Annotated in this window: 10 protein-coding genes; 9 read left to right on the forward strand and 1 reads right to left on the reverse strand. The window is 37.1% G+C overall.

The annotated features are described in order from the left end of the window. The first annotated feature begins 682 nt into the window (after positions 1 to 682). The 8 genes from CS063_RS11670 to CS063_RS11705 all read left to right on the forward strand — a co-directional run bounded on the left by CS063_RS11670 (position 683) and on the right by CS063_RS11705 (position 9,198). Positions 683 to 2,047 carry an ABC transporter substrate-binding protein gene (locus CS063_RS11670; RefSeq protein ID WP_099449881.1) on the forward strand — a complete coding sequence of 455 codons (1,365 nt, stop codon included), beginning with the start codon at positions 683 to 685 and terminating at the stop codon, positions 2,045 to 2,047. Between the two features lie 79 nt (positions 2,048 to 2,126). Beyond that, positions 2,127 to 2,993, forward strand: a complete 867-nt coding sequence (locus CS063_RS11675; RefSeq protein ID WP_099449882.1) for a carbohydrate ABC transporter permease — start codon at positions 2,127 to 2,129, stop codon at positions 2,991 to 2,993. After that, positions 2,993 to 3,817: a carbohydrate ABC transporter permease gene (locus CS063_RS11680; RefSeq protein ID WP_099449883.1), complete on the forward strand. Its 825-nt coding sequence runs from the start codon at positions 2,993 to 2,995 to the stop codon at positions 3,815 to 3,817. Before CS063_RS11675 ends, CS063_RS11680 begins: the two co-directional genes overlap by 1 nt. A 93-nt stretch (positions 3,818 to 3,910) precedes the next feature. Beyond that, complete coding sequence (locus tag CS063_RS11685; protein WP_330401013.1) at positions 3,911 to 4,933, forward strand: LacI family DNA-binding transcriptional regulator; 1,023 nt, start codon at positions 3,911 to 3,913, stop codon at positions 4,931 to 4,933. Between the two features lie 139 nt (positions 4,934 to 5,072). Then, positions 5,073 to 5,267, forward strand: coding sequence for a CLC_0170 family protein (locus CS063_RS11690; RefSeq protein ID WP_099449885.1), 195 nt, complete (start codon positions 5,073 to 5,075; stop codon positions 5,265 to 5,267). 24 nt (positions 5,268 to 5,291) lie between these two features. Beyond that, complete coding sequence (locus CS063_RS11695) at positions 5,292 to 6,944, forward strand: spore germination protein (RefSeq protein ID WP_099449886.1); 1,653 nt, start codon at positions 5,292 to 5,294, stop codon at positions 6,942 to 6,944. After that, positions 6,945 to 8,045 carry a GerAB/ArcD/ProY family transporter gene (locus tag CS063_RS11700; RefSeq protein ID WP_099449887.1) on the forward strand — a complete coding sequence of 367 codons (1,101 nt, stop codon included), beginning with the start codon at positions 6,945 to 6,947 and terminating at the stop codon, positions 8,043 to 8,045. It begins immediately after the preceding gene. Beyond that, positions 8,038 to 9,198, forward strand: coding sequence for a Ger(x)C family spore germination protein (locus tag CS063_RS11705; protein WP_099449888.1), 1,161 nt, complete (start codon positions 8,038 to 8,040; stop codon positions 9,196 to 9,198). Before CS063_RS11700 ends, CS063_RS11705 begins: the two co-directional genes overlap by 8 nt. A gap of 547 nt (positions 9,199 to 9,745) precedes the next feature. On the opposite strand, the gene CS063_RS11710 is transcribed toward CS063_RS11705, so the two are convergent. Then, entirely contained in the window at positions 9,746 to 12,145 is a 2,400-nt protein-coding gene (locus CS063_RS11710) for an ATP-dependent DNA helicase (protein WP_099449889.1), read from the reverse strand. Between the two features lie 92 nt (positions 12,146 to 12,237). Here CS063_RS11710 and spoIIR point away from each other — a divergent pair, with 92 nt between their 5' ends. Next, positions 12,238 to 12,906: a stage II sporulation protein R gene (spoIIR, locus tag CS063_RS11715; RefSeq protein WP_099449890.1), complete on the forward strand. Its 669-nt coding sequence runs from the start codon at positions 12,238 to 12,240 to the stop codon at positions 12,904 to 12,906. Positions 12,907 to 12,955 lie beyond the last annotated feature (49 nt).

Genomic DNA, 12,955 nt, shown 5'->3' on the forward strand with positions numbered 1-12,955 from the left:
TGCCTTACTGTATAGCATGATCACTGTAGTAGGAAATTAAGAAAAAATAAAAAATAGGAACAGAATAAAGCTTCGGCTAGCAAGTAAGGGAGCTCTTCGCAAGCTTCCTCCACAGGATGGATGTAAAATCTTAGAGAAGTCCTATAGGCTGTTTTTAGGGACGTTATCACAAGTGCCTTTCTTGTGATAGGTAGGACCGTTAGCCTATTGGACTGAACTTAGATTTTACCCATCCGAGGACCGAGAAGCTGGTGAAGAGCTCCCTTACTTGCGGCCCCTGAGAATACCCCCCTATCCCTTTCCTCTTAGCATTATTATGTGTAAAATACCCTAACAAACTGAAAGTTATTACTCATTACTTTAGCTTCTATGAATAGTGTTAGGTAGAAAAATAGGAGAGAGGAAGCATAGGATGAAGGAGTAATTAATAAAATATAAAAAATAAATAAAATAATTATATAAAATTAAGAAAATATAATTGACTTTTTTGACTAATTAGTATAAAATGTAATTGGAAACGATACCGATAAGGTTTCCGAAAAGGGTACCAATTGGAATCGTTGTACACATTTACCAAAGGACCCTCATGTACGAAGCTAAAGACTTCTTGGGTTACATACAGCTTTACAAAGGGAAAGTTTAAATCTATGGTTAAGAGTGTTAAGAAAAGGGGGATTTTATAATGAAATTAAACAAGGCAATGCAATCATTCTGGGCAGCATCTATGGTTACGACGATGGCAGTAGGTATGGTAGGTTGTGGTGGTAAAGCAGAAGCACCAGCTAGTACACCAGCAGCAAAAGAAGAAGTAAAAAGTGAAGCACCAAAGGAAGAAGCAAAAGCAGAACCTGTAACAGTTGACATCTTCCAATTCAAGGTAGAAATTGCTGAAGAACTTCAAAAAGCTATTGACCTTTATACTTCTAAAAATCCAAATGTAACCATTAATCTCCAAACGGTAGGTGGTGGGGATGACTATGGTGCAGCACAAAGAGCATTGTTCCAGTCAGGTCAAGAGCCAACGATTTTTAACATTGGTGGGCCACAGGACGTTGTAGACTGGAAAGAATATCTTGAAGATTTAAGTGACCAAAGCTGGGTAAGTACAGCAGGAACAACACTAGGTGCTGTAACTGATGAAGGAAAGATCTATGGTATGCCATTTGCAGTAGAAGGTTATGGCATTGCTTACAACAAAGAGATTTTTGAGACAGCAGGTATAGATGTAAGTACTATTAAAGATTTAGCATCTATGGATGCAGCTTTTGCAGCATTAGATACTAAAATCAAATCAGGTGAATTAAAGGATAAATATCCAAACTTAGAAGCAGTTGTAGAAATGCCAGCTAAAGAGCTCTGGGTAATGGGCTTACATGCTTCTAACCTTTTCTTAAATCAAGAATTTGCAACTGGTATGGATGCATTTAAAGCAAAAGAAGTAGCTTTCACAAAGAGTGCTGATTACAAAACTTATATGGATATGATGATTAAGTACTCTCCAAATGCAAGTACGCCAGCTAAAGCGAATGCTGTTGACTACTCAACACAAGTGGATCAGGGTATTGCACTTGAAAGAGTAGCAGCTATCCAACAAGGTAACTGGATTTATGGAGGGGTTAAAAATGTTGACCCAGCTGTAGCAGATAAATTAGGTTTCCTCCCAGTCCCTGGCGATAGCATTCCTTTAGGTGTACCTATGTACTGGGGAATTAACTGTAAAAAATCAGATGCTGAAAAACAAGCAGCTAAGGATTTCTTAAATTGGCTTTATACATCTGAGGAAGGTAAAGACATTATTGTTAATAAATTCTTCTTTATCCCACCATTTACTGGCTATGAAAAATATCCAGCACAAGATGCCCTTGGTAAAGCAATCATGGAGTACCAAGCAGCTGGTAAGACAACTCCATGGGTATTTATGGGATACCCAACTTCATGGGGAGAACAAGTACTCGGTGTAAATCTTCAAAAATACATTGGTGGTGAAATAAGTTGGGATGAAGCCATAAAAGCAGCCCAAGAAGGATGGAAATCATCTAGACAATAAATTCTAAATAATGGTACAATTAAGAGGTGCATAGAGCCAAGAGCTCTATGCACTCTATTAAAATAAAGGTGGTGAAGTGATGAAAAAAGGTTCAAGGTTATGGTTTTGGGTGTTTATTGGTCCGATGTTATTTGCCTTTTTAGTAGTGCAGGTTATTCCAACATTGATGGGGATATTTTATTCCTTCACTTCTTGGAATGGTATTACAGGAGGAATGGATTTAGTAGGACTCAATAACTACAAATCTGTACTTGCAGATAAAGATTTTTACAAAGCCTTTTGGTTCACTGCCAGGTTTGCAATAACAGCTATTATGAGTATCAACCTCGTTGGCTTTTTATTAGCGCTTCTTGTAACATCTGGAATCAAAGGGAGTCATGTACTTCGTGGTGCATTTTTCATTCCTAACTTAATTGGGGGTCTAATACTAGGTTTTATTTGGCAATTTATTTTTACAAAAGCTTTTGATGCATTAGGTGCAAGGTTAGGTATAGAATGGCTAGAGGGGTGGCTTGCTACATCTACTACAGGGTTTTGGGGACTTGTTATTTTAATGACGTGGCAAATGGCAGGCTACATGATGATTATTTATATATCAGGTCTTCAAAATATACCAGATAGTGTCATGGAAGCAGCTGCCATTGATGGAGCAAGCAAATGGCAGGTACTCAAAAATATAACCCTTCCATTAGTGGCGCCAGCTTTTACCGTAGGGATATTTTTAACTTTATCCAATTCCTTTAAACTTTATGACCAAAACCTATCCTTAACAGGTGGTGGACCGGGTGGTTCAACGGAGATGGTAGCCATGAATATCTACAATACGGCTTTTAAATTTAATAAGCTAGGCTTAGCACAAGCAAAAGCGGTGATCTTCTTAATTGTGTTAGCTGTTGTAGCACTTACCCAAATGTATATAAGTAAGAAGAAGGAGGTTGAAATGTAATGGTGGAAAAAAAATCAAATAAAATTTTATTAACCCTTATTACTCTTTTTTCAGCTGTCCTTTTCTTATTACCCTTCTATATTGTACTTATTAATTCCTTTAAGACACAAAAAGGTTTTCTACTTGATGTATTAGGCTTGCCGGGTCAATATTTTACCTTGAACAATTACCCTGAGGCCTTTAAAAAGCTTGATTTTATCTCTAGCTTCACCAATTCACTTTATATCACAGTTATTGCAGTTAGCCTTCTTTTAATTTTGGGGTCTATGGCAGCGTGGATGTTAGTAAGGACAAAGACAAAGCTTAGTATGTTTATTTTTATGATGTTTTCAACTGCTATGCTGATTCCTTTTCAGTCTGTCATGCTACCTTTGGTGCGTATTATGGGCAAGTTAAATCTTTTAAACCCAGTGGGGATTATCTTTATGTATCTAGGCTTTGGGGCACCTCTTACGATTATGCTTTACCACGGATTTGTAAAGAGTGTTCCTGTAGAGATTGAGGAAGCAGCCATTATTGACGGGTGTGGGAAATTTATGACTTTTTGGCGAGTGGTCTTTCCCCTTTTGAAGCCAATAAGTGTAACAGTTTCTATCTTACAAGCTATGTGGATTTGGAATGACTTCCTTTTACCACAACTTACAATCAATAGACCTGAGTGGCAAACCATTCCACTTAAGATGTTTTACTTTTTTGGGCAGTTTGCAAAAAGGTGGGACTTAGGTCTTGCAGGACTTGTCCTAGCAATGTTGCCTATTGTACTTTTTTATATAGCTATGCAAAAATATATTATTAAGGGTGTTATGCAAGGCTCTATTAAATAAAATAACATAAAAAACATAAAAATAGCTGATTATTAATTGACATGAATCCTATGGGATAATAGAATCAAACCAAAAGAGTATTATTTCATAAGGATACGTAGGAGGAAAAAGATGACTATTACGGACATAGCAAGACTTTCTGGAGTAGGAGTAAGTACCGTTTCTAGGGTACTTAATAATCATCCGGATGTTAAAGCTGAAACAAGAGAAAAGGTTTTAAATATCATAAAAGAATATAGCTATGTTCCCAACAATAGTGCCAGGATATTAAAGCAAACCAATACTAAAAATGTAGGGATTTTAGTAAAGGGAGTATTTAATCCTTTCTTTTCTGCGATGCTAAAGGATATAAGTATCCGTGTGGAGGATGCGGGCTATACCATGATTTTACACCATCATGATAATAGCAATGATCTAGATACACTCATTGGTTTTATAAAAGAAAAGAAGTTGCAAGGGGTCATCTGCCTAGGGGGTAACTTCTTAGATATAAAAGAAGAGAGTTTAGAAGGAGTAGAGGCAGCAGTTGTATTACTTTCGGTGAGTATACAAAGTCAGAAAAACTATGATACTTTCTCAACCATAAGCATTGCCAATGATGAGGCAGCTTATGAAGCAACCCACTACCTTATTCGTAACGGACACAAAAACATTGCCTTGTTATTAGGAGAAAAACATGATTTTGGCATTGGTAAACTACGTTATAAAGGATATAAAAAAGCATTAGAAGATCATAAGATTCCATTAAAAGAAGAAAATGTTATTTATGGGGAATACGATGTGGCAACAGCGTATGGAGTAACAAAAGATTTTTTAAGTCAGCATAAAGAGGTAACTGCCCTATTTGCCATCTCTGATATGATGGCGGTAGGAGCAGCCAAAGCTGCTATTGACTTAGGGTTTAGTATAGGGGGGACTATTTCCATTATGGGGTTTGATGGGATGGATGTGGCTAAATATTATAATCCTACTATTGCAACAGTTAAACAACCTAGAGAAGAGATGTCTCGTATGAGTGTAGAGCTGCTCTTAGGCTTAATGAATGGAAGTGCAAAGAACCAGCACATTGTATTAGATGTGGAGTTACTAGAAGGTAAGAGTACGAGAACAATTTAAGGATAATTTAAACAGAGCCGGTGCATGAGTGAACTTGTTTAGAAGTAAACAGGACATTCAGACACCGGCTCTGTATATTTTTTGAGGAATTACAAATAATGGTTATAGATATGTACTAAGTGGATGGAAGGAGTGCCATATGGAGGCTTTTAAAGACATTTTTTCGATTTATATCATTCTGTTTATGTTAGGCTTAGGACTTTATATGACTTTTATACAAAGTAACAATCTTATACAAGTAAATCACCTTACTAGAGAAGGACAATTTGTAAGGTATGCAGGATGGTTTTATATTGTTTTAGCAGCTATAGGGTTTGTAATGCTATGGATTTAATGAAAAGAGAAAGGAGTTAAAGTAATGCCCAAGGAAGCAACCAAAAACATCATAAGTAATGAAGATAATTACCATGATAAAAATAACAAGATTAATATACAGCTTTCCAAAGATCTTGCAGTTAACATTCAGAATATAGAGCTACTATTTAAAAATTGCATGGATGTAGTCAAGAGGCAGGTAGATATAGGCAAGGATTTTCCTTTTAAGATTTATGGAGTTTATGTAGACGGGATGATTAACCGTGACATATTAGAGCACTTCTTTTTAGGGCGAATTATTGATTATAAAAACTTACAAGCTTCTGTAGAACGGGAGGGCACGACACCCTCACAACTGATTATGCAGCATTTTTCTGCTACCTTTGATATTAAAGAAACAGATTCAATGGATGCTATGGTAAATGCGGTCTTATCAGGAGATAGTGCCATCTTTATAGATCACTCAGAAAAGGGACTTATTATCTCCAATAGAGCATGGCCCAATAGAGGAGTGGGAGAACCTACAGATGAAAACGTAGTAAGAGGGCCTAAGGATGCTTTTACAGAAACCATTCGTTTTAATACGGTCTTAATCAGAAGAAGAATCCGTGATACAAAGCTTAAAGTGAAAATGATGAGCTATGGCATCCGTAGCCGTACAGATGTAGCTATCATGTATGTAGAGGATATTGTAAAGCCAGAACTTTTAGAAGAAGTTATGCGAAGGCTTAATAAATATGAAATTGATGCCATCTATGATAGTGGCTATATTGAGCAGCTTGTAGAAGACAGTTGGAAGAGTCCATTTCCACAAACTCAAGCCACCGAAAGACCCGATAAGGTAGCATCAAGCTTACTTGAAGGTAAGGTTGCCATTATAGTGGATAACTCACCTTTTGTTATTGTGGTTCCTACGACACTGAATGCCTTTTATCAGGCTTCTGAGGATTACTACCAACGTTGGCAAATAATGAGTTTTACCCGTATTTTACGTTACATTGTTTCCTTTTTAGCTTTTGCCTTGCCAGGCCTTTATGTTGCACTACTTAATTTTCAACCAGCCATGCTTCCGACACCCTTTGCCATATCTATTGCGGCATCTCGGGCAGGTATTACTTTTTCAACGGTAGTAGAGATTTTGATTATGGAGCTTACCTTTGAATTGTTTAGAGAAGCTGGGATTAGGATACCAGGAGCGATAGGACATGTTATTGGACTAGTGGGAGGTATTGTTATTGGACAAGCTGCTGTAGATGCCAATATTATAAGTCCCATGATTATTATTATCATTTCATTTACAGCTATTTGTTCCTTTGCTATACCTGATTATAGTCTAACCTCTGCTTTTAGGCTTATAAGATATTTATTTATAGCTCTTTCCGCTGTTTTGGGGCTGTATGGCTTCCTATTAGCCATGCTGATCATTCTTGCACATCTTTCTTCCTTAGAAAGCTTTAAGATTCCTTATCTTGCTCCTTATAATATTATGAGTGAAAATAAATTCAATGATTTAAAAGATACCCTTTTACGTTTTCCAACCTTTATGCAAACACGTAGACCTATTTTTGCAAGAGAAAATCAGCGTACACGCTTACGTCTAAAAATCGAGAGGGTACAGCAAGATGTACCCCCCGGCTCTAATAGTGCTACAACCAATGATAATCATGCTGCAGATGATAAAGAAAGAGGTGAGTAAATGTTTTCTCATAACGGTAAAATTTCTGTAAGTCAAGTTAAAATCTTACTTATACTCCAAATGTTTAATACAGGCATTCTCCTCCTTCCTAAAACAGCTGCTCATATAGTGGGGAGGGAGGGATATGTATTACCCATTATTGCACTTGTCTTTGGAGTGGCCTACGTCTATGGGATAGTAGGCCTCACAGAACATTTTAAAGGTGAAACATTGGTAGAGTTTACACCTAAGATAGTACCTAAAGGGATTGCCTTTATAATTATCTGGGCATTTGCTATAAAGCTCATTATTACAGCAGGATTAGAGCTTAGGATGTTTGCAGAAATGATTTCAAGGGTAATGCTTCCTAAAACACCTCTTGCAGTCATTTTGCTTTCCATGCTGCTCGTATCTGCCTATTTGGTGAAATCAGGTATCGAGGCAACTGCTCGCATGGCAGAAGTACTCATTTACTTTATATTCATACCTTTGATCATTGTCATTTTATTTATTGTTTTTAAAGCAGATTATAAGCAGCTGATGCCATTTTTTCAGGTACAGCCACTTGCCATAGGGAAGGGAGCCTTTTTAATAAGTCTATCCTTTATGCCTATTGAATTTATGCTCATGCTTACAGGTTTAATGGAGAAGCCAGAAAAGGCAAAAAGAGCCACTTTAGTAGCTTTGGTGATTATGAGTGTTATCGAAGTAATCGTTATCCTGGTCACTTTTGTAGGGATAGGTGTAGAGGAGAGCAAGAGACAGCTTTGGCCCGTTATTACGCTGATGCAGAGTGCTCAATTTTTAGGGGCTTTCGTAGAGAATCAAGAAATTTTAATGATGACCTGTTGGGTATTTAGTATTTTTATGTATGTAAGTTCAGGCATTTATTTTGTATCTCTTATAGGAAGTAGAGTCTGTCAATTTAAACGAGAAAATGTATTTGTACTGCCCATTATTCCCCTTCTCTTTTTTGTAGCAATGCTTCCTAGAAATTTAGCACAAGTTTATCTTTACTACATGAACTTTCAATATTACATGGGTGTATGGTTCTTGCTTCCTATCCCACTTATATTACTAATAATAACTAGAATAAAGAAGGTGGGAGGTAAATATGAGTAAGTTAAATAAATTGAAGATATTACCTTTAGTAGGGATGGCCTTTTTGCTTACAGGATGTTGGGATAATGTAGAGCTCAATGAACGTCATGTGATACTTGAGCTAGCGATAGATAAAAATCTTAGTTTTAATGAAAAGATGCCTATCAATAAGCAAAAGGCTTATAAATTGACATATTGCATCCCAGACATGAAAAAACTATCAGGGCAAGAAAGTCTAGGGGATGAAGTGAAGTCTAATATAACCATAGAGGCAGCATCTATTGCAGCTAGTATTGATGAGATTGAAACCAAGACCCAAGATACAGTAACCTTTAGTCATACAAAGGCACTTATACTAGGCGAAGAGATTTTAAAGGATAGAAAGCTGTTTCAAGGCACCATAGAAACACTAACAAGAGATATGGCAATAAGTAGAAATACGATGATATTAGCCACTCATGGTGAAGCAGGTGAGCTTACAAAAGGAGATAATCCACAAAACCCTTTAGTTGGAATGTACGTAATGAAATACTTTAATAATAGGGAGCGTCCTGTAAGCTATGCAAAAGGACAATTCCTTGGCAGTGTAATTAAAGAATTAAATGATACCAGTATCACCACTCTTCCATTAATCGTTAAAAATCAAGAGGATACCCTTCAGATTAAAGGAGGGGCCTTAATCAAAGATTATGAGCTTGTAGGTTGGCTAGATCAAGAAGTGATGCGAGGACAATTATTTATTGAAGGGAAGATCAAAGGAGTTCCTCTTGTAGTGGATTACAAAGGAGATAATCTTACTTATACCATAAAAGATGAGAAAAGTAAGATAAGCTTTGATAATAAGGGAGGAGAGTGGAAGGCAAGGATTAAGCTTACTTCTGTTGGGGATATATCTGAATACTTTACTTTAAATAAGGATGCAGCTCTTAGTTCTGAAAGGATTGAAGAGGTTAAACAATTACTTGAACGTGAAGTGAAAAATGAAGTATTAAAGGCCATTGCTACATCCAAGACCCTTAACGTAGATTTCTTAAACATTGGTTTAGAAATGTATAGGAAGCATCCTAACCAATGGAAAGAATACCAGTCAAACTGGCAAACAACTGGCTACAAAAACTTCCCCATTGAAATAGAACCCACCATCATCATCCAAAACACCGGCGCAATCCAGTAGGGGACGATTCCATATCGTCCCGCCCTTTTTCCATTCCCTATCGTTCCCCTCTTTTTTCGATTCCCTATCGTCCCATTTTTTTTAGGTCCTATTTTTTAAACCATTCCCTATCGTTCACCCTATCTATTCTTTAGCATCACACCTAATGATTTTCACACTTTTTTATAATTAAATAGGGAGATATAGCATTATAGGATTTCAGGAGGATATAGGATTTCGGGCAGATATAGGATTTCAGGCGGATATAGGATTTCGGGCAGATATAGGATTTCGGGCAGATATAGAATCTCGGGTGGATATGGAATCTCGGGCGGATATGGAATCCGCCCCTACGAGGGTGTGGGTTATGAAAATTACGACAAAACACCGATAGAATTCGGTAGGGGACGATTCCATATCGTCCCGTGTTTTTTAACGATTCCATATCGTCCCGTTCTTTTTAGGTCCCGTTTTTTAGACGATTCCCTATCGTTCACCCTATCTATTCTTTAGCATCACACCTAATGATTTTCATACTCTTTTTATAATTAGATAGGGAGATATAGCATTATAGGGTTTCGGGAGGATAGGGAGTTCCGGGCGGATAGGAAATCCGCCCATACGGGAGAGCCGGGGCGGGAGAGGATGAAGGGGGGAAGAGAGTAGCTTTATTTCCTATTTTGCAATCCTTCCATTCAGGGGGGAAGAGACTTTGGTAAAAGGGTGAGGTGAAACGGTCATCAATAAGGAGAATTGTCCCCCTATCCTGTTCAGTACGAATAAGGCGCCCTGCTGCTTGAAATACTTTATTAATGCCTGGGTAGGTATAGGCGTAATGATATCCATTTTTACCGATGGAATTAAAATAGTTTTCAATTAAAGAGCGTTCAAGACAGATTTGCGGTAAGCCCACTCCAATGATTATAACACCAATAAGGCGGTCATATTTAAGGTCAATACCCTCGGAGTAAATTCCCCCTAGTACACAAAAACCAATATGGGTTTCACTGGGCTGCTCCTCAAAATAACTAAGGAATACATCACGCTCCAACTCATCCATACTGGAAGACTGCTTATGAAGGACATAAGCTTCACCAAACAGAGAGACAAACTCCTCATAAACAGCATTTAAATAGTGATAAGAAGGAAAGAAAACAAAATAATTTCCTGAACATTTATCAACAAGTTGTTTAATATATAAACAAATCTGTGAATAACTTGCCCTTCTATCTTGGTAACGTGTGGATATATCTTTTGCAATCAGATAATCCACTTTATTTTTATCAAAAGGTGAGTCAAAGCGTATAGCAGGCGTATCCTCTTGACCTAAGAGATATTTATAATAGTCAATAGGAAGAAGTGTCGCTGAAAATAAAATAACAGCCTTAAAATGAGCGAGGAGTTCACCAATGACATAAGACGGATCCATGCAAAATAGCGTAAGCAGTACATCACCCCTATCATGAGCAGCATAAGTGATATAGTGTTTATCATAGATATCTAATATTTTAATGAAAAAATAAGCATCAAAATAAAGTTGAAGTAAACCTGCATCAATGGAGCTAGAAGGAGAAGCATGGAATAGTTTATCGCACAAATTAATAAATTGACGAAGCAAAAAGTAAAGGTCATGAGGAGCTTCCTTGTGGATAAAGTCTTTATTTTGAGTAAAAACGGTTTGTTTAATAGTATGCAAGTAGCTATTGATTTTATTTAATACCTTCTTAATAGGGTCAGCAGATTTAGGAAGCTGCCTTTTTACTTTTAATAAATCTTTTTTAGATAAAGTGGCAGTATACATAGAGCGCGCACGATCCACTAAGTTATGGGCTTCATCGATGAGGAGAACATACTCACTGGCTTCTAGGAAACGCTTAAGTGCTACACTAGGGTCAAAGATATAATTATAATCACAAATAATAACGTCCACCCACAAAGCAAGATCCAAAGCAAACTCAAAAGGACAGACCCGATGCTTTTTGGCATAATGCTCAACTAAAGGACGAGTAAACAAATTATCATGCTGAAGCGCATCCCAAATGGCAGCATTTACTCGGTCAAAATGGCCTTCTGCATAGAGGCAGTGGGAGGGCGTACAATTTACTGTTTCACAAAAACAGATTTTTTCTTTTGCAGTAAGGGTAATGGCTTTTAAATGAAGCGGTTGTTCAAAAAGAGTTAGGAGAGCTTGCTCAGCGACGGTGCGTGTAATTGTCTTAGCTGTAATATAAAAAATTTTAGAGGCTTGTCCTTCTCCCATAGCTTTAAGGCTAGGAAAAAGAGTAGAAATAGTTTTGCCGATACCTGTTGGTGCATGAACAAAGAGATTGGAACCTTTAAGGATACTTTTATAAACATTAACAGCTAATTCTCTTTGTCCACTACGGTAGCTTTCAAAGGGAAAAGTAAGCTCTTTAAGAGACTGATCCCTTAAACGACACCACTTCATATAAAATTTAATCCATAGGATGTAGCGGTCTGTAAGCTCTTCAAAAAAATCCTTTAATGCATCATAGCTTAAAATCTTAAGAAAGCGTTTAGTCTCCTTAGTATCTAAATGATAATAGGTTAATTGAATACCTATTTGTTGAAGGGTATTTTCAGAGGCATACATAAAGGCATAGCATTTAGCTTGCGCCCAGTGAAGCAGGTTATAATCTTCATCAATTAAATGAAGCAAGGTAGTTGTAGATTTGATTTCATCTACAATAGTAAGGTCAAGGGTTTGAATAATGCCATCTGCGCGTCCTTCTACGACGAATTCTAAATCCTCATAGGTACAGGTATAAGCTAAGGCAACTTCACTTCTATAATTTTCACCCATTTCCTTTTGGAGCTTTTTGTGAGCTTTAGTTCCCAAGACAGCTCGGGAGGAACCCACAAAGGTACTATCAAGATTCCCTTGTTTAAGGACAAATTCAATGAGGTCTCTCACTGAGACAAATACATTTTTATCCGAAAGTCGCATAGTATTCCTCCTAAATTTTTTGGGCAAGCTGAATAAAAAAAATCTGAGTGTCAATAATTAAACTACAAGATAAATTCTAAGGGGATGAAGCAATGATAAGAATCAATAAACACGTTACTCAGCTCTCTATTGTCCTTATTGTAGTCTGTTTATTTGCTGGTTGTAAAGTGGGTCTTGATCTATATAGCAGTCAGGTTAATAAGGCTCTCTCATCAAAGGTAATAAGATTTCATGTAGTAGCCAATAGTGATACGGTAGAGGATCAGCTTCTTAAGCAGCAAGTAAGAGATGAAATCATTAGTTACATGGAGCCCATGCTTGAGGATTCCACAAGCATCGAACAAACACGTAGCTTAATTGAGCAAAACAAGGAAACTATTGAAGAGCTTGCTCAGATTGTCGTTAAGCGAAATGCTAAAGATTACCCTGTTTATGTAGGGTTAGATTACGCCAACTTCCCAACCAAATCTTATGGGGATATTGTCTTTCCTGCTGGGCGTTATGAAGCCTGTCGTATCATTATCGGAGAAGGGAAAGGGGAAAATTGGTGGTGTGTGATGTATCCACCTCTTTGCTATGTGGATGCCTCAAATGGTGTTGTGCCCATTGAAGGAAAAGAAGAGCTTAAAAAGGAACTTAATAAAGAACAGTATAATTTAGTAGCACATGCAAATAATAGAGAGTATCATATACGTTTTAAGATAGTGGATAGTATTAATAAACGTCTTCACAAGGCAAATTACAAAGAGGTACCTAGGTAAGGGTACCTTTTTTTAGAGTTGAATATTGGGTGATAAAGTACTAAAATAG

Source organism: Sporanaerobium hydrogeniformans (genome assembly GCF_002735925.1).
In the GTDB taxonomy this organism is placed as follows: Bacteria; Bacillota; Clostridia; order Lachnospirales; family Cellulosilyticaceae; genus Sporanaerobium; species Sporanaerobium hydrogeniformans.

Bases quoted from the DNA above. Each gene is read 5' to 3' on its own strand.
- CS063_RS11670 (WP_099449881.1), top strand. From the start codon at position 683: ATGAAATTAAACAAGGCAATGCAATCATTCTGGGCAGCATCTATGGTT.
- CS063_RS11675 (WP_099449882.1), top strand. From the start codon at position 2,127: ATGAAAAAAGGTTCAAGGTTATGGTTTTGGGTGTTTATTGGTCCGATG.
- CS063_RS11680 (WP_099449883.1), top strand. From the start codon at position 2,993: ATGGTGGAAAAAAAATCAAATAAAATTTTATTAACCCTTATTACTCTT.
- CS063_RS11690 (WP_099449885.1), top strand. From the start codon at position 5,073: ATGGAGGCTTTTAAAGACATTTTTTCGATTTATATCATTCTGTTTATG.
- CS063_RS11695 (WP_099449886.1), top strand. From the start codon at position 5,292: ATGCCCAAGGAAGCAACCAAAAACATCATAAGTAATGAAGATAATTAC.
- CS063_RS11700 (WP_099449887.1), top strand. From the start codon at position 6,945: ATGTTTTCTCATAACGGTAAAATTTCTGTAAGTCAAGTTAAAATCTTA.
- CS063_RS11705 (WP_099449888.1), top strand. From the start codon at position 8,038: ATGAGTAAGTTAAATAAATTGAAGATATTACCTTTAGTAGGGATGGCC.
- CS063_RS11710 (WP_099449889.1), bottom strand. From the start codon at position 12,145: ATGCGACTTTCGGATAAAAATGTATTTGTCTCAGTGAGAGACCTCATT.
- spoIIR (WP_099449890.1), top strand. From the start codon at position 12,238: ATGATAAGAATCAATAAACACGTTACTCAGCTCTCTATTGTCCTTATT.